Source organism: Streptomyces sp. NBC_00726, assembly GCF_045161735.1.
Lineage (GTDB): Bacteria > Actinomycetota > Actinomycetes > Streptomycetales > Streptomycetaceae > Streptomyces.
The window spans coordinates 2,984,247-3,006,719 of the sequence record NZ_CP108983.1; the positions used below are offsets into that span (position 1 = coordinate 2,984,247).

Here is a 22,473-nt window from a genome sequence, read left to right on the forward strand (position 1 = left end):
TGGGTGGCTGGATGGCCCATTTGCTCTTAATCCTGGACATCACTCTTTACTCTCCATTACTGTCTGTTTACCGAGAGTTGAGAAATCCCGCCGCTGCATGCCGTGACCCACGGCCGCGTCACCGAGTTCCACGACCGCGCCGCCCAGGAAGAGACGGGAAATATGTCTGCCTGCGTGCCCACTCGCCACGACCACTCAGCCCGCAGTTCGCGCCCCTCCCGGTCCTCGGGAGTCAAGCGACCACACAGCCCGCCCCCGCCGCCGCGCGGCGGACGGTTCCGCATCCCGGGCGCCGATGTGTCCGCGTCCGTCACTGTCTTTCTGCTCGCCATCCCCATGTCGCTCGGCCTGGCCGTCGCCATGGGAGCCCCGCTGGAAGCGGGGCTCATCTCCGCCGCGGTCGGCGGCATCGTCGCCGGACTCCTCGGCGGCACCCCCCTACAGGTCTCCGGCCCGTCCGCCGGACTGACCGTGGTCACCGCCGAGACGATCCAGATCTACGGCTGGCGCACCACCTGCGCCATCACGATCGGGGCGGGCCTGCTTCAGCTCGCGCTCGGCTCATTGCGGGCGGCTCGCAGCGCACTCGCCGTCAGCCCCGCCATCGTCCACGGCACGCTCGCCGGCATCGGCGTGGCCATCGCGCTCGCTCAGCTGCACATCGTGCTGGGCGGTTCACCGCAGAGCTCGGCGATCTCCAACGTGCTGCATCTGCCCGACCAACTGGCACGTGCCAGTCCCGCCGCCCCGCTGATCGGTGCGCTCACCGTGGCCGTCCTCGTCCTGTGGCCCCTGCTGCCCGGACGGGCCGGGAGATTCCTGCGCCGGGTTCCGGCGGCCCTGGCCTCCGTGGGTCTGGCGACGGCCGTGGCCGCATGGGCGGCACCGTCGATCGCCCGGGTCGACCTGCCGTCCTGGCGTTCGCACGCCCTGCCCGAAATGCCGCATGGACCAGTGCTGGGCCTGGCTACAGCCGTGTTCACGATGATGCTGGTGGCCAGCCTGGAGTCGCTGCTCGCCGCCGTCGCCGTGGACAAGCTGGCCGCCGACCGGAGCCGCGCCCACTCGACAGACTCTGCTGCGCGGTCCGGTGAAGTACGGGGCCATGAGGCACGCGAGGCCGATGAGGCACGCGAGAACGGGGACCGCCCGGCCGCTGCCGGGACACCCGCCACCGAGGCAGCCACCGCCCCCGCCGGCCCAGGCGGCACCAAGCGGCCCGCGCCGCCCCTGCGCAAACGCTCCGACCTCGACCGGGAGCTACGCGCACAAGGCGTCGCCAACGCGGTGTCGGGCCTGCTCGGGGGACTCGCGGTCTCCGGTGGAGCCGTGCGCAGTTCGGCGAATGTGAGAGCCGGGGCGACCGGCCGCGCGTCCACCGTGCTGCACGGCGTATGGATCCTGGTCGCGTCCGGCCTGCTCGTCACCCTGCTGGAGCGCATCCCGCTCGCCGCCCTGGGGGCGCTGGTGATGATGGTCGGCCTCAAGATGGTGAGCCTGGCGCACATCCGCAACGTCCATAAGCACCGGGAGTTCCTGGTGTACGGCGCGACCATCGCCGGAGTGCTGGTCGTCGGCGTACTCAAGGGCGTGGTCATCGGCATCGTCGTAGCGGTGGCCGTCGCCCTGCACCGGCTGGGGCGGACCCGGATCTCGGTGTCCGAACAGAACGGGCAGCATCTCGTGGTCGTGCGGGGCCAGTTGACCTTCCTGGCCGTCCCACGCCTCAGCCGGGTCCTGGGCCGTCTCCCCCAGGACGCGGATGTGGTCCTGGAGCTGGACGGCTCGTTCATGGACCACGCCGCATACGAGACGATCCAGGACTGGAGCAACGCCCATACGGCCCACGGCGGCCAGGTGGCGTTCGCCGGGAGGTCGGGCGGCAGGATCGCCGAGCCCGCCGCAGCGGCGCACTCCTGCTGCCGGCCATGGACCCCCTGGCGCAACCACCACTGCCACGACCAGCCCGAACATGCCCCTCCCGCGGAGGCCGGCCACCGCGCGGATGCCACCGCGACCGAGGCCCCGCAGCACCCGGCGAGCGCCCCGGGCACGGCCCACTCGCCGACCCCCGCAGCCACCGCCGGCCCCACCGCCCCCTCCCCCCAGGCACCCACCGCCGCACACACACGGCGCCCCGCTCAAACCGGCTCCGCCCCGCAGCCCGCAGCCGCCGGCCGGCGCCGGCCCCCGCGCCCCATCCGCGATCACCGGCTGGTCAGAGGTCTCAGCTCGTTCCAGCGGGATACGGCGCCCCTGGTCCGGGGGGAGCTGGCGCGGCTCGCCAGGGAGGGCCAACGTCCCTCGCAGCTCTTCATCACCTGCGCGGACTCCCGCCTCGTGACGAGCATGATCACGGCCAGCGGCCCGGGCGACCTGTTCACCGTGCGGAACATCGGCAACCTGGTGCCACCGCCCGACGCCGAGGAGGGCGACCACTCGGTGGGGGCCGCGATCGAGTACGCGGTGGACGTGCTCGGCGTCGAGTCCATCACCGTCTGCGGGCACTCGGGCTGCGGCGCGATGAACGCGCTGCTGGGAGCCGCCCAGGAAGCCCCGGAAGCCCCGGACACCTCGCTGTGGCGCTGGCTCCGGCACGGGCTGCCCAGCCTGGCCCGGGTGTCCTCGGCCGGCGACGCCCCGGTCCGGCTCTCCGGGCGGCTGCCCGCCGACGCGGTGGAGCAGCTCTGCCTGACCAACGTGGTCCAGCAGCTCGACCATCTGAGGGCCCACCCCTCGGTGGCGCGCCGCATCGGCGAAGGCACCCTCCAGCTCCACGGCATGTACTTCCACGTGGCCGAGGCCCAGTCGTATCTGCTGGACGAGGACGCGAGCACGGAGAGCGGAACGGCCGAGGTGTTCGACCCGATCGCCCCGGCACACCCGACCACGTCGACGCACCCGATCACCCCGGCACACTCTGCCGAGCCCACACACCCCATCGAGCCCACACACCCTGCCGAGCCCACGCACCCCGTCGAGCTGACCCGTACCGGCGGCTGAACCGCAGGCCGCTCGGATCCGTAAGACCTGGTGATCCCGCTTCCGTGTCGGCGGCGCCCGCACCGACGGTGTGCTCCACCGCGCCGCCACGGCGGGGACGCGGGATCATGCCTCTATACACGAGACACAGGTCTAAACCAATTCCCGGCAGACACTTGTCACCCGGCCTTGGGACTGATGAGCTATGCCCCGGGACACAACGGACACCCTGGGACTGGGAGAAGTCGTGAGCAACGAGAGCCTGGCCAACCTGCTTCGGGAAGAGCGGAAGTTCGCTCCGCCTGCCGAGCTGGCCGCCAACGCCAACGTCACCGCAGAGGCGTACGAGCAGGCCGAAGCGGACCGGCTGGGCTTCTGGGCCGAGCAGGCCCGCCGCCTGACCTGGGCCACCGAGCCCACCGAAACGCTCGACTGGAGCAACCCGCCCTTCGCGAAGTGGTTCGCGGACGGCGAGCTCAACGTCGCGTACAACTGCGTGGACCGTCACGTCGAGGCGGGCAACGGCGACCGGGTCGCCATCCACTTCGAGGGCGAGCCCGGCGACAGCCGCGCCATCACCTACGCGGAGCTGAAGGACGAGGTCTCCCGCGCCGCCAACGCCCTCACCGAGCTCGGTGTCGGCAAGGGCGACCGGGTCGCCGTCTACCTCCCGATGATCCCCGAGGCCGCCTTCGCGATGCTGGCCTGCGCCCGCATCGGCGCCGCGCACTCGGTGGTCTTCGGCGGCTTCTCCGCCGACGCCATCGCCGCCCGCATCCAGGACGCGGACGCGAAGGTCGTCATCACCGCCGACGGCGGGTACCGCCGCGGCAAGCCCTCCGCGCTCAAGCCCGCGGTCGACGACGCCGTCTCCCGTATCGACAGCGTGGAGCACGTCCTGGTGGTCCGCCGCACGGGCCAGGACACCGCGTGGACCGAGGGCCGCGACGTCTGGTGGCACGAGATCACGGGCCGCCAGTCCGCCGAGCACACGCCCGAGGCGTTCGAGGCGGAGCAGCCGCTCTTCATCCTGTACACGTCGGGCACCACCGGGAAGCCCAAGGGCATCCTGCACACCTCCGGCGGCTACCTCACCCAGGCGGCGTACACGCACCACGCGGTCTTCGACCTCAAGCCGGAGACCGATGTCTACTGGTGCACCGCCGACATCGGCTGGGTGACCGGGCACTCCTACATCGTCTACGGACCGCTGGCCAACGGCGCCACGCAGGTGATGTACGAGGGCACCCCCGACACCCCGCACCAGGGGCGCTTCTGGGAGATCGTCCAGAAGTACGGGGTCACGATCCTCTACACCGCGCCGACCGCGATCCGTACGTTCATGAAGTGGGGGGACGACATCCCCGCCAAGTTCGACCTGTCGTCCCTGCGCGTCCTCGGTTCGGTCGGCGAGCCGATCAACCCCGAGGCGTGGGTCTGGTACCGCAAGCACATCGGTGCCGACAAGTGCCCGATCGTGGACACCTGGTGGCAGACCGAGACCGGCACGATGATGATCTCGCCGCTGCCCGGCGTCACCGAGACCAAGCCGGGAAGCGCCCAGCGCGCCCTGCCGGGCATCTCCGCGACCGTCGTGGACGACGAGGCCAACGAGGTCCCGAACGGCGGAGGCGGCTACCTGGTCCTCACCGAGCCGTGGCCGTCGATGCTCCGCACCATCTGGCGCGACGACCAGCGGTTCCTCGACACCTACTGGTCGCGCTTCGAGGGCAAGTACTTCGCCGGTGACGGAGCCAAGAAGGACGAGGACGGCGACATCTGGCTGCTCGGCCGGGTGGACGACGTCATGCTGGTGTCCGGGCACAACATCTCGACCACCGAGGTCGAGTCGGCGCTCGTCTCGCACTCGTCGGTCGCCGAGGCCGCCGTGGTCGGCGCCGCCGACGAGACGACCGGCCAGGCCATCGTCGCCTTCGTCATCCTGCGGGGCACCGCGACCGCCTCCGACGAGCTGGTCGCGGAGCTGCGCAACCACGTCGGGGCGACCCTCGGCCCGATCGCCAAGCCGAAGCGCATCATGCCGGTGGCCGAGCTGCCGAAGACCCGTTCCGGCAAGATCATGCGCCGCCTGCTGCGTGACGTGGCGGAGAACAGGGCCCTGGGCGATGTCACGACCCTGACCGACTCCTCGGTCATGGACCTGATCCAGAGCCAGCTGCCGTCCGCCTCCTCCGAGGACTGACACCGGCGCACGATCCGAAGGGCATCCGGCAGCGCGCCGGGTGCCCTTCGGGCGCTTACGGTGAGACCACCGCTCCCAAGCATCCTTATCGCCACACCCCACGGGTACAGTGGCAGCTGATCGACAACTTCATACGAAAATCTTCACAGGGGTGCCGGGAAGTCTGGTCGGCAAGTGCATCAGCCATGCCATCGCCGCCGTACCGACCCGGAGGTCTCCCCCCGTGGCCACACCCACCCCTACGCCCGCCGGCCCGCGCCGCACCCTTCTGGGGCGGCTGCCGCTCCCCGAGCGCAATTACGTCGCCGACGCCCTGCGTACGGAGACCGTCGGGGGCGTCATCCTGCTGGTCGCCGCCGTGGCCGCGCTGGTGTGGGCGAACACCGCGGGTGCGAGCTATTCGGCCGTCAGCGACTTCCACATCGGGCCCGAAGCCCTCGGTCTGCACCTCTCCGTCGAGCACTGGGCCGCCGACGGGCTGCTCGCGATCTTCTTCTTCGTCGCGGGCGTCGAACTCAAACGCGAACTCGTGGCGGGAGAACTGCGCGACCCGAAGGCCGCGGCGCTCCCCGTGGCCGCCGCGCTCTGCGGAATGGCGGCCCCAGCACTCGTCTACACCCTGGTGAACGTCTTCGGCGACGGCTCGAAGGACGGCTGGGCCGTCCCCACCGCCACGGACATCGCCTTCGCGCTCGCCGTTCTCGCCGTCATCGGCACCTCGCTGCCCGCCGCGCTCCGGGCCTTCCTGCTGACGCTCGCCGTCGTGGACGACCTCTTCGCGATCCTCATCATCGCCGTCTTCTTCACCGAGGACATCGACTTCCTCGCGCTCGGCGGCGCCTTCCTCGGCCTGGGCCTCTTCTATCTGCTGCTCCGCCTCGGTGTGCGCGGCTGGTACGTCTACGTACCGCTCGCCCTCGTCGTCTGGGGGCTGATGTACAACAGCGGCGTCCACGCCACCATCGCCGGGGTCGCCATGGGCCTGATGCTGCGCTGCACCCGCCGCGAGGGCGAGGAGCACTCCCCCGGTGAGCGCATCGAGCACCTGGTGCACCCGCTGTCGGCCGGCTTCGCCGTGCCGGTCTTCGCGCTCTTCTCCGCAGGGGTCTCCCTGTCCGGGGGCGCCCTGGGCGCTGTGTTCGACCGGCCGGAGACCCTCGGGGTCGTCCTGGGCCTCGTCGCCGGCAAGACCATCGGCGTCTTCGGCGGTACGTGGCTGACCACCCGGCTCACCAGGGCCGAGCTGAACAAGGACCTGGCCTGGGCGGACGTGTTCGCGATCGCCACCCTCGCCGGCATCGGCTTCACCGTGTCGCTGCTGATCGGGGAGCTCGCGTTCGCCGGTGACGACGACATGATCAACGGGATCAAGGCGTCGGTTCTGCTCGGCTCCCTCATCGCCGCCGTACTCTCCGGTGTACTGCTCAAACTCCGGGTACGCAGATACAGGGCGCTGTCCGACGCCGAGGAGCTCGACGAGGACGGTTCCGGAGTGCCGGACGTCTACGAACAGGACGATCCGGCCTACCACCTGAGGATGGCCGCGATCCACGAGGAGAAGGCGGCCGAGCATCGCCGCCTTGCCCGACTGGCGGGGGCAGCGAGCAACAGGCCGGACAGTCCGGCATGATCTGACATCGGACGTGTTGAACAGGAGAGGGAGTCAGGGATGAGCGACCCCGGCAATTACGCGGGCGGCGCCGACCGCAGTCTCGGCCAGCTGATCGCGTCGGCGACGGCCGAACTGTCGGCTCTGGTGCACGACGAAATCGCCCTGGCCAAGGCCGAGGTGCGGCAGGACGTCAAGCGCGGCGTCATCGGCAGTGTGGCGTTCATCGTCACGGGCGTGCTGATCCTGTTCGCGATCCCGGTGCTGAGCTTCGCGGCCGCGTACGGCATCCACAACCTGGGACTGGGCCTCGCCTGGTCGTTCCTGATCGTCGGCGGCGCGTTCATCCTGCTGGGCATTCTGCTCGCGCTCTTCGGGTACGCGAAGATCAAGAAGGTCAAGCCGCCGGAGAAGTCCATCGCCTCCGCCAAGCAGACCGCCGCCGTCCTCCAGGGCGTCAAGCCGCACCCCCGCCCCGAGACCGCCGCCGACGCGATCCTCCCGGTGGGCGGCAGCACCCGCTCCGACCACGCCATCGAAAGCGCACCGGTCCAGGACAAGGCGTCGGCTGTGGCACGCTCGTCCACATGACCGTTCCCGCACCGTCCGCCCCGGCCGGCGGCCCCGTCCGCCTCGACGGCCCCTGGACCCACCGGGACGTCGCGGCGAACGGCGCCCGCTTCCACATCGCCGAAATGGGTGAAGGGCCCCTGGTCCTCCTCCTGCACGGCTTCCCGCAGTTCTGGTGGACCTGGCGCCACCAGCTGCCCGCGCTCGCCGAGGCAGGCTTCCGGGCCGTGGCGATGGACCTGCGCGGCGTCGGCGGCAGCGACCGCACGCCCCGGGGCTACGACCCCGCCAACCTGGCGCTCGACATCACGGGCGTGGTCAGGTCCCTCGGCGAGCCGGACGCCGCCCTCGTCGGCCACGACATGGGCGGATACCTGGCCTGGACGGCCGCCGTGATGCGCCCGAAGCTGGTGCGCCGGCTGGTCGTCTCCTCGATGCCCCACCCACGGCGGTGGCGCTCCTCGATGCTCTCCGACTTCGCGCAGTCCCGGGCCGGCTCGTACATCTGGGGCTTCCAGCGGCCCTGGGTGCCGGAGCGTCAGCTCGTCGCCGACGACGGCGCCTTGGTGGGCCGGCTGATCAGCGAGTGGGCGGGGCCGGGCAAGGCGGAGTTCCCCGACGAGACGACGCTGGGCGTCTACCGGCGGGCCATGACGATCCCGTCCACGGCGCACTGCTCGATCGAGCCGTACCGCTGGATGGTGCGCTCGCTGGCGCGCCCGGACGGCATCCAGTTCAACCGGCGCATGAAGCGGCCCGTCCGGGTGCCCACGCTGCACCTGCACGGTTCACTCGATCCGGCGGTCCGCACGCGCAGCTCGGCCGGGTCCGGCGAGTATGTCGAGGCGCCCTATCGTTGGCGACTTTTCGACGGTCTGGGCCACTTCCCCCACGAGGAGGACCCGGCGGGGTTCTCGGCCGAACTCATCAACTGGCTCAAGGATTCCGAACCGGATCGCTAGCCGTTTTGGCACACATGTCCTACGAACGGCCACGTGCCCGGCGCATAAGCCAATTGGCTGACGGATAGGCGGTTACGGACCATGAGGCACGGGCAGACGTCCGGGTATGGGCTGGACGCACGACTTCGGTGACGCAGCACGCAACCGTCGCTCGACCGCCACGGCGGACCCGGGCATTCACGAGGGGGACGGCCTTCAGGGCCGGGTGCACGCTTTGCACGTCATGCATGATCCTCGGCTCGGCATCTCACGCATCCTCCGCCGCAGGGCCCGCTGGGTCTCGGCGCGGCTCCGCCATCCCCGTAACTGACGTACCCGCAGGCACCACCGTGGACCTCTAGAGCGCGCATCCCTGACTGTCGACCTGCTGGTTGGCGGTACGGCCCTGCGTGATGTCGTCGCGGATCTCGTCCGCCGTCAGCGCGTAGCCCGTGTCCGGGTCGTCGAGCGACTTCGCGAACACGACTCCGTACACCTTGCCCTCGGGGGTCAGCAGCGGGCCGCCGGAGTTGCCCTGGCGGACCGTGGTGTACAGCGAGTACACATCGCGGCGGACCGTGCCCCGGTGGTAGATGTCGGGGCCGTTGGCGTCGATGCGGGCCCGGACGCGCGCGGAGCGTACGTCGTACGAGCCGTTCTCGGGGAAGCCCGCGACGATGGCGCTGTCGCCCGTCTCCGCGTCGCTGTCCGGACCGGTGAACTGCAAGGGCTTCACATCGAGGTCCGGGACGTCGAGCACGGCGATGTCGCGCTGCCAGTCGTAGAGGACGACCTTCGCGTCGTACAGACGTCCCTGGCCGCCGATCTGCACGGTCGGCTCGTCCACGCCGCCGACGACGTGCGCGTTGGTCATCACCCGGCGGTCGGAGAACACGAACCCGGTGCCTTCGAGGACCTTGCCGCAGCTCGGGGCCGTACCCACGACCTTCACGATGGACTGCTTGGCGCGCGCGGCGACCGGGCTGCCGACCAGCGCCGGGTCGGGGGCCCTGACCTCGGTGATGGGTTCGTTGGCGAACGGGCTGAAGACCTGCGGGAAGCCGTTCTGCGCGAGGACCGAGGAGAAGTCCGTGAACCAGGTGGATGCCTGGGGCGGCATCACCCGGGAGACGCCCAGCAGGACCGAGGAGCTGCGGACCTCCTTGCCCAGCGTCGGCAGCGAGGTGCCCGCCAGGGCGGAGCCGATCAGCCAGGCGACGAGCAGCATCGCCACCACGTTGACCAGGGCGCCGCCGGTCGCGTCCAGGGCGCGCGCGGGCGACCACGTGATGTGCCGGCGGAGTTTGTTTCCCAGATGCGTGGTGAACGCCTGGCCGATCGACGCGCACACGATCACGATGACGACCGCGACGACGGCCGCGGTGGAGGAGACCTCCGAACCGTCCGTCATCTGATCCCACAGGACCGGCAGGAGGTAGACGGCGACGAGACCGCCGCCCAGGAACCCGATCACCGACAGAATGCCGACGACGAACCCCTGGCGATAGCCGATGACCGCGAACCACACGGCTCCGGCCAGCAGCAGGATGTCCAGCACGTTCACCGTCTATAGCCTCGCAGATTCGTCACCGGGCCCGTACGTCTCCGTGGTCCGGGCGGTCCCGGACCGGCGGAGCACGGAAGTCAGCCTGTCATGCGCGCCAGTCGAGCGGCACCTGCCTGGCTCTGTCCCACGGGCGTTCCCAGCCCGCGAAGTGCAGGATCCGGTCGATCACGCCGGCCGTGAACCCCCAGACGAGTGCCGATTCGACCAGGAATGCCGGGCCCCGGTGACCGCTGGGGTGGACGGCCGTCGCCCGGTTGTCAGGGTCCGTGAGATCCGCCACGGGCACCGTGAAGACCCGCGCGGTCTCGCCCGGGTCGACCACATCGACCGGGCTGGGCGTCCGCCACCAGCCGAGGACCGGCGTCACCACGAAGCTGCTCACGGGGATGTAGAGACGGGGCAGCACGCCGAAGATCTGCACTCCGCGCGGATCGAGGCCGGTCTCCTCCTCGGCCTCGCGCAGGGCGGCCCTGAGCGGCCCGGTCGTCGCCTGGTCGCCGTCCTCCGGGTCGAGCGAGCCGCCGGGGAACGACGGCTGGCCGGGATGGGAGCGCAGGCTTCCGGCGCGCTCCATCAGAAGCAGCTCGGGGCCGCGCGTCCCCTCGCCGAACAGGACGAGCACGGCCGACTGGCGCCCCGCCCCGTTCTCCGGTGGCAGGAAGCGGCTGAGCTGCTGCGGCCGCACCGTGCGCGCGGCACGGGCGACGGGGTCGAGCCAGTCGGGCAGCCCTTCCTCCGAAACCATGACCGCGGGGCCGTCCGCCCCACCGCGCTCCGTGCCGGTCTCATGCGTCTTCATAGGCACCCCTCCGTCTCACAACGCCCGTCGTCCCGCGATTCGTTCCGCAGCGGCGGTACGCGTCAGCCGGCGCCCGGGGGAGGTGCCGGGCTGCCCGGGTAGTCCGGCGGCGGGCTCAGCCGCTGGCCCGGCTTGCCGCCCATCTCGTACTTCAGGAGCTTGCGGGCCTTCTCCGGGTCCGTCTCGCCCTCACCGTACGACGGGCACAGCGGGGCGATCGGGCAGGCGCCGCAGGCGGGCTTACGGGCGTGGCAGACGCGGCGGCCGTGAAAAATGACGCGGTGCGAGAGCATGGTCCACTCGCTCTTGGGGAAGATGCCCGCGACCTCCGCCTCGACCTTCTCCGGGTCCTCCTGCTCGGTCCACTTCCAGCGCCGGACCAACCGCCCGAAATGGGTGTCCACGGTGATCCCGGGCACTCCGAAGGCGTTGCCCAGCACGACGTTGGCCGTCTTGCGGCCGACCCCCGGCAGCTTCACCAGATCCGCGAGCCGCCCCGGCACCTCGCCGCCGAAGTCGTCGCGGAGCGCGGCGGACAGGCCGAGCAGCGACTTCGCCTTGGCCCGGAAGAAGCCGGTGGGCCGGATGAGCTCCTCCAGCTTCTCCGGAACGGCGGCGGCCAGGTCCTCGGGTGTGGGGTAGGCGGCGAAGAGGGCGGGCGTCGTCTGGTTGACCCTCAGGTCGGTGGTCTGGGCGGAGAGGACCGTGGCGACGAGCAGTTCGAACGGATTCCGGAAGTCCAGCTCCGGATGGGCGTACGGGTAGACCTCGGCGAGCTCGCGGTTGATCCGGCGGGCGCGGCGGACCATGGCCAGATGCGATTCGGGTCGCCCCGGCTTCTTCTTCGGCGCGGCGGCGCCGGGCGCCCCGCCCTCCGCCGGCTTCGCCCGCCTGGCCGAGCCGGGCCCTGCGGACCGGCTCTTCGCCGCCCCGGAGCCGCTTTCCGCCGTTTTCTTCAGGTTCTTCCCTTTGCCCGCACCCTGTTCGCCCACAGCGGAATCACGCCCCTCCGACACCCCGTCAGCCCCCTTGGCCTGCGCTCTCACCGGAAATCCGGACACTCGGTCAGCCTAGAGCCCGGCACTGACATCCGCCCCGGTCACGGGCGATCCGCCCCCAATCGGCCCCCTGCCGTACCCCTCGGCACGCGCGTGCGTCAAACTGGTTTGTGATTGATCGCACTGTTTTACCGTCCGGCATGATGGGGACCACGGTTCCCTGAACAGGCCGACAAGGAGAGAACTCGTGGACGACGTTCTGCGGCGCGCCCCGCTTTTCGCGGCGCTCGATGACGAGCAGGCCGCGGAGCTCCGCGCCTCGATGAGTGAGGTGACCCTCGCGCGCGGTGACGCGCTGTTCCACGAGGGTGACCCGGGCGACCGCCTCTACGTGGTCACCGAGGGCAAGGTGAAGCTCCACCGCACCTCCCCCGACGGTCGCGAGAACATGCTGGCGGTCCTCGGCCCCGGCGAGCTGATCGGTGAGCTCTCGCTCTTCGACCCGGGCCCGCGCACCGCCACCGCCACCGCGCTGACCGAGGTCAAGCTCCTCGGCCTCGGCCACGGCGACCTCCAGCCCTGGCTCAACGCGCGCCCCGAGGTGGCCACCGCCCTCCTGCGCGCCGTCGCCCGGCGCCTGCGCAAGACCAACGACCAGATGTCCGACCTGGTCTTCTCCGATGTGCCCGGCCGCGTCGCCCGCGCCCTCCTGGACCTGTCGCGCCGCTTCGGCGTCCAGTCCGAGGAAGGCATCCACGTGGTGCACGACCTGACGCAGGAGGAGCTGGCCCAGCTGGTCGGCGCTTCCCGCGAGACGGTCAACAAGGCCCTCGCCGACTTCGCCGGCCGCGGCTGGCTGCGCCTGGAGGCCCGCGCGGTGATCCTGCTGGACGTGGAGCGGCTGGCCAAGCGGTCGCGCTGACCCGTCGTACGCCATGAGTGAGGGGCCCCGCCGACAGCCGGCCGGGCCCCTCACCCGTGGTGCCCTCAGATCAGCCCGTGCTCGGTCAGGTAGTCCAGCTGCGCCCGCACCGACAGCTCCGCCGCCGGCCACAGCGAGCGGTCCACGTCCGCGTAGACATGGGCCACCACCTCGGACGAGGTCAGGTAACCCGATTCCACCGCGGTCTCCACCTGGGCCAGCCGGTGCGCGCGATGGGCGAGATAGAACTCGACCGCCCCCTGCGCGTCGTCCAGCACCGGCCCGTGGCCGGGCAGCACCGTATGGACCCCGTCGTCCACCGTCAGCGAGCGCAGCCGCCGCAGCGAGTCGAGGTAGTCCCCGAGCCGCCCGTCCGGGTGCGCCACCAGCGTCGTCCCGCGGCCGAGGATCGTGTCCCCGGTCAGCACCGCCTGATCGGCCGGCAGATGGAACGACAGCGAGTCCGCCGTGTGGCCCGGCGTCGGCACCACGTACATCTCCAGGCCGCCGGTCGTGATCACGTCACCCGTGGCCAGGCCCTCGTCGCCGAGCCGCAGCTCCGGGTCGAGCGCGCGCACCTTGGTCCGGGTCAGCTCCGCGAACCGCGCCGCGCCCTCCGCGTGGTCGGGGTGGCCGTGGGTGAGGAGCGTCAGCGCGATCCGGCGGCCCGCCCGCTCGGCGGTGTCGATGACGGCCCGCAGATGGGCGTCGTCCAGCGGGCCCGGGTCGATGACCACCGCCAGGTCCGAATCGGGCTCGGCGACGATCCAGGTGTTGGTCCCGTCCAGCGTCATCGCCGAGGGGTTGGGCGCCAGGACGTTGACCGTACGGGCCGTGGCGGGACCGGACAGCACACCGCCGCGCGGCTGTCCGGGCAGCGCAGCCGCGTCACTCATGCCGCACCGCCTTCCGCGTCGCCCTTTTTCTCCCCGCCGTGCGTTTCGTCCGCGCCGGCGGTGGAAACGTGCTTGGTGAATTCCTCGTGCCCCGGCCAGCTCAGCACCAGCTCGTCACCGTCCAGACGCGCCTGCGCGAGTACGGGGGTGAGGTCCTGGTCCGTCGCCGCCTCCAGCGCCCGCGCGGCGGTGGCGTACGGCCGCAGGGTCCGCAGCGTCGCCACGGTCGGCGGCATCATCAGCAGCTCGCCCCTGTCGTATCCGTCGGCCGCGTCGCCCGGGGTGATCCACACCGTGCGGTCGGCCTCCGTCGAGGCGTTCCGGGTGCGCTGGCCCGCGGGGAGCGCGGCGACGAAGAACCAGGTGTCGTAGCGGCGCGGCTCGAACTCCGGCGTGATCCAGCGCGCCCACGCGCCGAGCAGGTCCGAGCGCAGCACCAGCCCGCGCCGCTCCAGGAACGCGGCGAACGACAGCTCCCGCGCGACCAGCGCCGCGCGATCGGCCTCCCAGTCGTCGCCGGTGGTGTCGGTGACGACGGTCTCCGGCGTCGGACCGGCCAGCAGGACCCCGGCCTCCTCGTACGTCTCGCGGACCGCGGCGCAGACGATCGCCTGCGCCTGGGTCTGCGTGCCGACGCCCAGCCGGTCCGCCCAGATATCCAGCGCGGGCCCGGCCCAGCGGACGAGCCGGTCGTCGTCGCGCGGGTCGACGCCGCCACCCGGATAGGCGTACGCCCCTCCGGCGAAGGCCATCGAGGTGCGCCGGCGCAGCATGTGGACGGCGGGTGCGCCCCCGGCGCCGGTGGCGTCGTCCCGGAGCAGCATCACGGTGGCGGCCCGCCGGGGCTCGGCGGCCGTCAGCTCGCCTGCGGCGAGGGCCCTGATCCGGCCGGGCCATTCCGGGGGGTACCACTGACCATTGGACATGGCCGGAGGCTATCCGGAACCGCGTCGATGTTCGAGGGGTGCCCGGATCCGTACATGGCGTGTACACGCAAGATCCCGCCCGGTCCTCACGACCGGACGGGATCAGGGGCGGAGACGGTACGGATCAGGCTCCGGTCAGCTCGACCTGGATCTCGACCTCGACCGGCGCGTCCAGTGGCAGCACGGCGACGCCCACGGCGCTGCGGGCGTGCACCCCCTTGTCCCCGAGGACCTCGCCCAGCAGCTCGCTCGCGCCGTTGATCACACCGGGCTGGCCGGTGAAGTCGGTGGCCGAGGCGACGAAGCCGACGACCTTCACGACGCGGGCGATCCGGTCCAAGTCGCCCGCGACCGACTTCACGGCGGCGAGGGCGTTCAGCGCGCAGGTCTTCGCGAGCTCCTTGGCCTCGTCAGGCGTGACCTCGGCGCCGACCTTGCCGGTCACGGCCAGCTTGCCGTCGACCATGGGCAGCTGACCGGACGTGTAGACGTACACCCCGGACCGCACGGCCGGCTGGTACGAGGCCAGCGGCGGCACGACGGCCGGCAGCGGCAGTCCGAGCTCGGCGAGCTTCGCCTCGACGGTGCCCGCCACTACTGCTTCTCCCGCTTCAGGTAGGCCACGAGCTGCTCGGGGTTGTTCGGGCCGGGAACGACCTGGACCAGCTCCCAGCCGTCCTCGCCCCAGGTGTCCAGAATCTGCTTGGTCGCGTGCACGAGAAGGGGCACGGTCGCGTATTCCCACTTGGTCATGGCCCGACTGTAATGCCTGCGCAATCCGGGGCACGCGCAGCCTCGTGCGTAGCCTGCGGTGCGACTGGTTAGGCTCGAATACGTGAGCAGGTTCCAGGTCGTCAGCGGCAAGGGCGGTACCGGTAAGACCACGGTCGCCGCCGCCCTCGCGCTCGCCCTCGCGGCCGAGGGCAGGCGCACCCTCCTCGTGGAGGTCGAGGGCAGACAGGGCATCGCCCAGCTCTTCGAGGCGGACTCCCTCCCCTATGAGGAGCGCAGGATCGCCGTCGCTCCGGGCGGCGGCGAGGTGTACGCGCTCGCCATCGACGCGGAGCTGGCGCTTCTCGACTACCTCCAGATGTTCTACAAGCTCGGCAGCGCGGGCCGGGCGCTCAAGAAGCTCGGCGCGATCGACTTCGCCACCACCATCGCGCCCGGGGTGCGGGACGTCCTGCTGACGGGCAAGGCGTGCGAGGCGGTCCGCCGCAAGGACCGGCAGAACCGGTTCGTCTACGACTACGTGATCATGGACGCCCCGCCGACCGGCCGCATCACCCGCTTCCTCAACGTGAACGACGAGGTGGCCGGGCTCGCCCGGATCGGCCCGATACACAATCAGGCGCAGGCCGTGATGCGGGTGCTGAAGTCCCCGGAGACCGCGGTGCACCTGGTGACGCTGCTGGAGGAGATGCCGGTCCAGGAGACCGCGGACGGCATCGCGGAGCTGCGCGCCGCCGAGCTGCCGGTGGGCCGGGTCATCGTGAACATGGTGCGCCCGCAGCTGCTGGACGGGGAGGCGCTGCGCGCCACGGTGGGCGGGCGGCGCAAGGAGATCGCCAAGACGCTGACGCGGACGGGCGTGACCGGTGCGGCGGGGCTCGTACGCCCGCTGGTCGAGCAGGCCGCCGAGCACACCCAGCGGGTCGCGCTGGAGCGGGAGCAGCGCGGCGTGCTGGCCGGGCTCGGTCTGCCGGGGTACGAGCTGCCGCTGATCGGCGAGGGGGTGGACCGGGCCGGGCTCGACCACCTGGCGGCCGCCCTCCGCGAACAGGGCGCGGGCCGAGCGGGAGCCGGACGAGGGGCGGGTTCATGACAGCGCACACGAAGGCGGGGGCGGGAAGCGGCGCCGGGACCGAAGCGGCGGCGCCCGTGCCGGCCCTGGACACCGACGCGCTGATCGACGACCCGGGCATCCGGATCATCGTCTGCTGCGGTTCCGGCGGCGTCGGCAAGACGACCACCGCCGCGGCGCTCGGGGTGCGGGCGGCGGAGCGCGGCCGCAAGGTCGTCGTCCTCACCATCGACCCGGCCCGCAGGCTCGCCCAGTCCATGGGCATCGACTCGCTGGACAACGTGCCGCGCCGGGTGAAGGGCATCGAGGGCTCCGGTGAGCTGCACGCCATGATGCTCGACATGAAGCGGACCTTCGACGAGATCGTGGAGGCCCACGCGGACGGCGATCGGGCCCGCGCGATCCTGGAGAACCCCTTCTACCAGTCCCTGTCGGCCGGCTTCGCGGGCACGCAGGAGTACATGGCGATGGAGAAGCTGGGGCAGCTCCGGGCGCGGGACGAGTGGGACCTGATCGTCGTGGACACACCGCCGTCGCGGTCCGCGCTGGACTTCCTGGACGCCCCGAAGCGTTTGGGGTCCTTCCTGGACGGGAAGTTCATCAAGCTGCTGATGGCGCCCGCGAAGATGGGTGGCCGCGCGGGGATGAAGTTCCTCAACGTGGGCATGTCGATGATGACCGGGACGCTGGGCAAGCTGCTGGGCGGTCAGTTCCTGCGTGACGTACAGACGTTCGTCGCCGCGATGGACACCATGTTCGGCGGCTTCCGTACCCGGGCGGATGCCACATACAAACTCCTTCAGGCACCCGGTACGGCGTTTCTCGTCGTCGCGACTCCGGAGCGGGACGCCCTGCGCGAGGCGGCGTACTTCGTGGAGCGTCTGGCCGCGGAGGACATGCCGCTCGCGGGGCTGGTGCTCAACCGGGTCCACGGCAGCGACGCGGCGCGGCTCTCCGCCGAGCAGGCGCTCGCCGGCGCGGAGAAACTTGAGGCAGAAAATCTTGAAACCGACGGCATTGTGGATCAGGCGGCCGGGAAGGCTGGACTTCGTGAGCCCGCCGACTCCCCCGCGGCCGGGCACGCACCCACCACGGACTCCGGACCCCGGCCCGGCGGCGCGTCGGCCGTCACAACCGAAGAGCTGACCGCGAGCCTGCTCCGTCTGCATGCCGAGCGGATGCAGGTGGTCGCGCGCGAACAGAACACACGCGACCGCTTCACCGCACTGCACCCCGAGGTGGCCGTGACCGCCGTGGCCGCACTGCCCGGAGACGTCCATGACCTCTCGGGCCTGCGCGCCATCGGGGACCGTCTCGCGACCGGTTAGCCGCCCAGCCCCTCGTACTACGTAAGCCGTACAACGTACGAACCGCCGGGGACTAGCCGACGGCGGCGAACGTCTCGTGCAGCTCCTCGCTGCCCTCCAGCCCGATCGCGACGGGCAGGATGCCCGAGGCGCGCTCGTACTCACTGCGGGCGGTCTCCAGCAGCCGGCGCCAGGACGTCACCGTCGGCCGCCTGCGCAGCAGCGCACGGCGCTCCCGCTCGGTCATCCCGCCCCACACGCCGAATTCGACGCGGTTGTCCAGCGCGTCGGCCAGGCACTCGGTCCGCACCGGGCATCCGGTGCACACCGCCTTGGCCCTGTTCTGCGCTGCCCCTTGTACAAACAGTTCATCCGGATCAGTAGTGCGGCAGGCTGCCTGCGCACTCCAGTCGGTTACCCAGCCCATCCCGGCGCCGTCCTCTCCCGAATCGAGGCTCCCCCACGGCGGCAGCGGCATATTCACCGCTGCCAGTTGAGGACGTTACGGAAAGTGGCGACAGCACAACACCCCCTTCGGGCCCAATCTTGAATGGCCCGAACGGACTATGCGTATACGGCAGATCACCCAGGGGAGTGAGGTGAGGACATGAAGGACTATCCCGTCAGAATCGGGACAGTCTGCCAGAACCGCTTCGGACGTTCGGTGACACACGGGGCGATTTCGGGAGCGCCGGACGTGTGGCCGGATCGTGCACGGGGGTTGATACGGAACCGGACCGCTGTGACAGTTGAGAGCAGCTTAGGCCAAGGCATGTCCGTGTGTCCGGCGAATGGGAACGTAGCCCCTTCGCGCCACCATGCCACCAGGTCCGGCGGCCGCGGCGCGGCACCCACGCCGGTTCCGAATGTCACGGTCCGGTACGCGAACTCTCCGAGAGACCCCCGGTCCTACGGAACGCTCATATCTACGGATTAGGCTGCCCCCATGCCAAAGAAGCGCTCGGGCGGGGGTCTCACCACGACCCAGCAGGCCGCCAAGTTCCTCGGTGTCGCCGCACTCTCCGGAGTCGTCCTGGCGGGCATCGCGCTGCCGGCGGCCGGAGCACTGGGCCTCGCGGCCAAGGGGACGGTCGACGGGTTCGATGAAATCCCGGCCAACCTGAAGACCCCGCCGCTGAGCCAGCGCACCAAGATCCTCGACAGCAAGGGCGGCCTGATCGCCACGGTCTACTCGCGCGACCGCACGGTGGTGCCGCTCACCAGCATCTCCCCGTACATGCAGAACGCGATCATCGCGATCGAGGACGCCCGGTTCTACGAGCACGGCGCGGTCGACCTCAAGGGCATCCTGCGCGCGCTCAACCGAAACGTTCAGGCGGGCGGTACGGCGGAAGGCGCGTCGACCCTCACCCAGCAGTACGTGAAGAACGTCTTCGTGGAGGAGGCCGGCGACGACCCGGCCAAGGTCGCCGAGGCCACCCAGCAGACGCTGGGACGCAAGGTCCAGGAGCTGAAGTACGCGATCCAGGTCGAGGAAGAGCTCGGCAAGCGGAAGATCCTGGAGAACTACCTCAACATCACCTTCTTCGGGCAGCAGGCATACGGCGTCGAGGCGGCTTCCCAGCGCTACTTCTCCAAGTCGGCGAAGGACCTGAAGCTGGAGGAGGCGGCGCTGCTGGCCGGGATCGTGCAGTCGCCCAGCCGCTACGACCCCATCAACGACACGGAGGAAGCGACCAAGCGCCGCAACACCGTGCTCCAGCGGATGGCGGACATCGGCAAGGTCTCGCAGGAAGAGGCCGACAAGGCCAAGAACACCCCGATCAAGCTGAAGGTCAAGCGGCCGCGGAACGGCTGCATCACCGCCGTCAGCGGCGCCGGGTTCTTCTGCGACTACGTCTCGAAGATCGTCAAGACCGACCCGGCCTTCGGCAAGACCGAGAAGGACCGCGCCAAGCTCTGGGCGACCGGCGGTCTGACCATCAAGACGACCCTGGACCCGAAGTCGCAGGCCGCGTCCAACGAGGCCGCCGTCTCCCGGGTCAACAAGGACGACAAGATCGCGGACGCGGTCGTCCAGGTCCAGCCCGGCACCGGGCGGATCCTGGCGATGGCCCAGTCCCGGCCGTACGGTCTCGACGGGTCCAAGCACCAGACCGTGCTGAACCTCTCCGTCGACCACGCGATGGGCGGCAGCTACGCCGGCTTCCAGGTCGGGTCGACGTTCAAGCCGATCACCGCGGCCGCGGCGCTGGAGAAGGGCATCAGCCCGGCGCAGAGTTTCGACACCCCGCGCAAGATCAGTCTGCCGGCCGACGCCTTCCGCACCTGTGCCGGGGCGCCCACGGACGACGACCCGTGGGAGGTGCAGAACGAAACGGAGACGGAGAAGGGCATGTTCGACATGACCAGCGCGCTGGGCAAGTCGATCAACACCTACTTCGCGAAACTGGAAGAGAAGACCGGCCTCTGCGAGACGCTCGCGATGGCGAAGAAGGTCGGCTACGAACGCGGCGACAACAAGCCGCTGCTGGAGGTCGCCAACACCACGCTGGGCGGGCAGGAGTCGACCCCGCTGGCCATGGCGTCGGTGTACGCGACCTTCGCCAACCGCGGCACGTACTGCACGCCGGTCGCGATCCTCTCGGTCACCAAGCCGGACGGCAAGGCGGTCGAGGTGCCGAAGTCGCGGTGCAACCGCGCGATGAGCGAGCACACGGCCGACACCATAAACCAGATGCTCAAGGGCGTCGTCGAGGACGGCACCGGTACGCAGGCCGGCCTCAGCGACCGCGACAACGCGGGCAAGACCGGTACCACCGACGGGCGCAAGAACGCCTGGTTCGTCGGCTACACGCCGAACCTGTCCACAGCGGTATGGGTCGGCAGCGACGGCGCCCACCAGGACGAGATGACCGACATCGTCATCGGCGGCCAGTACTACGACAAGGTCTGTGGTGGCTGCCTGCCCGGTCCGATCTGGAAGACGGCGATGACCGGCGCCCTGAACCCGTCCGAGACCCCCTCCTTCAACCCGGTCGACGTACCGCGGGCGAAGCAGAAGGAGGACAAGGACAAGAACAAGGGCGGGGACAAGAAGAAGCCGGGCGACAACAAGCCCGGCGACGACGACAACCCGTTCCCCGGCATCAGCATCCCGCCGGACATCCTCGGCGGCAACAACGGCCACGGCCGCGGTCAGAACGACGGCGGTACGAACGGCCCCTGATCAGCCGTTACGCATACGAGGGCGGGGCGCTCCGGATCATCCGGGGCGCCCCGCCCTCATTCGTACGCGGCCGGCTCGGCCTTCGCTCAGCCCGCGAGGAGCTTCTTTACCGCGGCGGCCACCCGGCCGCCGTCGGCGCGCCCCGCGACCTTCGGGTTGACGATCTTCATGACGGCGCCCATCGCACGCGGGCCCTCGGCCCCGGCGGCCTTCGCCTCCTCGACGGCGGCGGCCACGATCGCGGTCAGCTCCTCGTCGCCCAGCTGCTGCGGGAGGTACGCGTCGAGGATCGCGCCCTCCTGCTTCTCCCGCTCGGCCTGCTCGGTCCGGCCGCCCTTGGCGAAGGCATCGGCGGCCTCACGGCGCTTCTTGGCCTCCTTGGCGATCACCTTCTGCACCTCGTCGTCGGAGAGTTCGCGGGCGGCCTTGCCGCCGACCTCTTCCTTCGTGATCGCGGTGAGGGTCAGCCGGAGCGTGGACGAGGTCAGCTCGTCACGCGCCTTCATGGCCGTGGTGAGGTCTTCCTTGAGCTTGGACTTGAGCGTGGTCATGAAGTGATTGTGGCAGGTGCGGGGCGCCCGGCGCCCGCCTGTTTTCCTGCGGGCGTACGCCGTCTGCGACGATGGGCGCATGCGCGCACGCTACGGAGTACCCCTGAAAATCACGGCGGTCACCGCCGCGGCCGGCGCCGCCGGTCTCGCCTACGCGGCAGGCTTCGAGGTCCGGTCGTTCCGCCTGCGCCGGGTCACCGTCCCGGTGCTTCCGCGCGGGGCGCGCCCGCTGCGCGTCCTCCAGGTCTCCGACGTGCACATGGTCAGCGGACAGCGCAAAAAGCGCGCCTGGCTCCAGTCCCTGGCAGGTTTGCGCCCCGACTTCGTGGTGAACACCGGCGACAACCTCTCCGACCCCGAGGCCGTGCCGGAGCTGCTGGACGCGCTCGGCCCGCTGATGGAGCTCCCGGGCGTGTACGTGTTCGGCTCCAACGACTACTACGGCCCCAAGCTGCGCAACCCGGTCCGCTATCTCTTCGAGAAGGCGTCGGGCAAGCACGGCCTCAACGGCAACGCCCCGGCGACCGGCGTCGTCCACAACCCGTGGGAGCCGATGCGCGACGCCTTCGACGAGGCGGGCTGGCTCAATCTGTCCAACACCCGCGGCCGCCTGAAGCTGGACGGCCTGGAGCTCGCCTTCACCGGCCTGGACGACCCGCACATCAAGCGCGACCGCTACGCCGAGGTCTCCGGCGGCCCCGAGACGGGCGCCGACCTCTCGATCGGCGTGGTCCACGCCCCGTATCTGCGCTCCCTGGACGCGTTCACGACGGACGGTTACCCCCTGGTCCTCGCCGGTCACACCCACGGCGGCCAGGTCTGCGTCCCCTTCTACGGCGCCCTGGTCACCAACTGCGACCTGGACACGGACCGCGTGAAGGGCCTCTCCACCCACCATTCCGGCGGCAACCGCTCCTACCTCCACGTCTCGGCGGGCTGCGGTACGAGCCGCTACGCCCCGGTCCGCCTGGCCTGCCCCCCGGAGGCGACCCTGCTCACCCTGACACCCCGGAACGCCTGACCGGCCCACCCTCGCCGATCACGACAAAAACCGGATTTCGTCTCCGGGCGCCGGTGGGCTAGAGTTGTCGATGTCGCCGGGAGACCGGCGGCGATCGGGGTGTAGCGCAGCTTGGCAGCGCGCTTCGTTCGGGACGAAGAGGTCGTGGGTTCAAATCCCGCCACCCCGACAGTGAAGTACCAGGTCA

Annotated in this window: 20 protein-coding genes and 1 tRNA gene; 12 read left to right on the forward strand and 9 right to left on the reverse strand. The window is 70.6% G+C overall.

Translation table 11 applies throughout. From position 1 onward, the window contains the following. Positions 1–297: 297 nt before the first annotated feature. The 6 genes from OG338_RS13260 to OG338_RS13285 all read left to right on the forward strand — a co-directional run bounded on the left by OG338_RS13260 (position 298) and on the right by OG338_RS13285 (position 8,636). Positions 298–3,003, forward strand: a complete 2,706-nt coding sequence (locus OG338_RS13260; protein ID WP_405937536.1) for a SulP family inorganic anion transporter — start codon at positions 298–300, stop codon at positions 3,001–3,003. A gap of 184 nt (positions 3,004–3,187) precedes the next feature. Next, a complete protein-coding gene (acs, locus tag OG338_RS13265; protein WP_405937537.1) occupies positions 3,188–5,185 on the forward strand; it encodes an acetate--CoA ligase in 1,998 nt (665 codons plus the stop codon). A gap of 223 nt (positions 5,186–5,408) precedes the next feature. After that, complete coding sequence (gene nhaA / locus OG338_RS13270) at positions 5,409–6,815, forward strand: Na+/H+ antiporter NhaA (RefSeq protein ID WP_405937538.1); 1,407 nt, start codon at positions 5,409–5,411, stop codon at positions 6,813–6,815. Positions 6,816–6,854: 39 nt separating this feature from the next. Then, the gene (locus tag OG338_RS13275) at positions 6,855–7,385 is read left to right on the forward strand and encodes a phage holin family protein (RefSeq protein ID WP_405937539.1); all 531 of its coding nucleotides are present in this window, start codon (positions 6,855–6,857) and stop codon (positions 7,383–7,385) included. After that, the gene (locus OG338_RS13280) at positions 7,382–8,326 is read left to right on the forward strand and encodes an alpha/beta fold hydrolase (protein WP_405937540.1); all 945 of its coding nucleotides are present in this window, start codon (positions 7,382–7,384) and stop codon (positions 8,324–8,326) included. Before OG338_RS13275 ends, OG338_RS13280 begins: the two co-directional genes overlap by 4 nt. Positions 8,327–8,432: 106 nt before the next feature. Continuing rightward, on the forward strand, positions 8,433–8,636 hold the full coding sequence (locus OG338_RS13285) for a hypothetical protein (RefSeq protein ID WP_073864044.1): 204 nt from the start codon (positions 8,433–8,435) through the stop codon (positions 8,634–8,636). Positions 8,637–8,663: 27 nt separating this feature from the next. Here the strand turns inward: OG338_RS13285 and OG338_RS13290 are convergent, their stop codons facing one another. The 3 genes from OG338_RS13290 to nth form a co-directional block, all read right to left on the reverse strand. Further along, on the reverse strand, positions 8,664–9,869 hold the full coding sequence (locus OG338_RS13290) for a MarP family serine protease (protein WP_405937541.1): 1,206 nt from the start codon (positions 9,867–9,869) through the stop codon (positions 8,664–8,666). Positions 9,870–9,957: 88 nt separating this feature from the next. Then, on the reverse strand, positions 9,958–10,671 hold the full coding sequence (locus OG338_RS13295) for an NUDIX hydrolase (protein WP_405937542.1): 714 nt from the start codon (positions 10,669–10,671) through the stop codon (positions 9,958–9,960). A gap of 62 nt (positions 10,672–10,733) precedes the next feature. After that, entirely contained in the window at positions 10,734–11,663 is a 930-nt protein-coding gene (nth, locus tag OG338_RS13300; RefSeq protein WP_405937543.1) for an endonuclease III, read from the reverse strand. Between the two features lie 253 nt (positions 11,664–11,916). Here nth and OG338_RS13305 point away from each other — a divergent pair, with 253 nt between their 5' ends. After that, on the forward strand, positions 11,917–12,591 hold the full coding sequence (locus tag OG338_RS13305) for a Crp/Fnr family transcriptional regulator (RefSeq protein WP_014046869.1): 675 nt from the start codon (positions 11,917–11,919) through the stop codon (positions 12,589–12,591). A 65-nt stretch (positions 12,592–12,656) separates the two neighbouring features. Here OG338_RS13305 and OG338_RS13310 read toward each other — a convergent pair whose 3' ends face one another. The 4 genes from OG338_RS13310 to OG338_RS13325 all read right to left on the reverse strand — a co-directional run bounded on the left by OG338_RS13310 (position 12,657) and on the right by OG338_RS13325 (position 15,166). Continuing rightward, positions 12,657–13,487, reverse strand: a complete 831-nt coding sequence (locus OG338_RS13310; protein ID WP_405937544.1) for an MBL fold metallo-hydrolase — start codon at positions 13,485–13,487, stop codon at positions 12,657–12,659. After that, positions 13,484–14,413, reverse strand: a complete 930-nt coding sequence (locus tag OG338_RS13315) for an NUDIX hydrolase (protein ID WP_405937545.1) — start codon at positions 14,411–14,413, stop codon at positions 13,484–13,486. The genes OG338_RS13310 and OG338_RS13315 overlap by 4 nt, the downstream gene beginning before the upstream one ends. Positions 14,414–14,537: 124 nt before the next feature. Further along, positions 14,538–15,008, reverse strand: a complete 471-nt coding sequence (locus OG338_RS13320) for a RidA family protein (protein ID WP_405937546.1) — start codon at positions 15,006–15,008, stop codon at positions 14,538–14,540. Then, a complete protein-coding gene (locus OG338_RS13325; protein WP_003991873.1) occupies positions 15,008–15,166 on the reverse strand; it encodes a DUF4177 domain-containing protein in 159 nt (52 codons plus the stop codon). Before OG338_RS13325 ends, OG338_RS13320 begins: the two co-directional genes overlap by 1 nt. 82 nt (positions 15,167–15,248) lie before the next feature. Here OG338_RS13325 and OG338_RS13330 point away from each other — a divergent pair, with 82 nt between their 5' ends. Both OG338_RS13330 and OG338_RS13335 read left to right on the forward strand, forming a co-directional pair. After that, a complete protein-coding gene (locus OG338_RS13330) occupies positions 15,249–16,238 on the forward strand; it encodes an ArsA family ATPase (protein ID WP_405937547.1) in 990 nt (329 codons plus the stop codon). After that, entirely contained in the window at positions 16,235–17,545 is a 1,311-nt protein-coding gene (locus OG338_RS13335; RefSeq protein ID WP_405937548.1) for an ArsA family ATPase, read from the forward strand. Before OG338_RS13330 ends, OG338_RS13335 begins: the two co-directional genes overlap by 4 nt. 52 nt (positions 17,546–17,597) lie before the next feature. Here OG338_RS13335 and OG338_RS13340 read toward each other — a convergent pair whose 3' ends face one another. Continuing rightward, entirely contained in the window at positions 17,598–17,951 is a 354-nt protein-coding gene (locus OG338_RS13340; protein WP_018102132.1) for a WhiB family transcriptional regulator, read from the reverse strand. A gap of 519 nt (positions 17,952–18,470) precedes the next feature. Between OG338_RS13340 and OG338_RS13345 the strand changes: the two genes are divergently transcribed. Next, positions 18,471–20,714, forward strand: coding sequence for a transglycosylase domain-containing protein (locus OG338_RS13345; protein ID WP_405937549.1), 2,244 nt, complete (start codon positions 18,471–18,473; stop codon positions 20,712–20,714). Between the two features lie 86 nt (positions 20,715–20,800). On the opposite strand, the gene OG338_RS13350 is transcribed toward OG338_RS13345, so the two are convergent. After that, positions 20,801–21,265, reverse strand: coding sequence for a GatB/YqeY domain-containing protein (locus OG338_RS13350; RefSeq protein ID WP_405937550.1), 465 nt, complete (start codon positions 21,263–21,265; stop codon positions 20,801–20,803). A 79-nt stretch (positions 21,266–21,344) separates the two neighbouring features. Here OG338_RS13350 and OG338_RS13355 point away from each other — a divergent pair, with 79 nt between their 5' ends. After that, complete coding sequence (locus OG338_RS13355) at positions 21,345–22,286, forward strand: metallophosphoesterase (protein ID WP_405937551.1); 942 nt, start codon at positions 21,345–21,347, stop codon at positions 22,284–22,286. Positions 22,287–22,381: 95 nt separating this feature from the next. Then, a tRNA-Pro gene (locus tag OG338_RS13360) sits at positions 22,382–22,455 on the forward strand. The last annotated feature ends 18 nt before the right edge of the window (positions 22,456–22,473 follow it).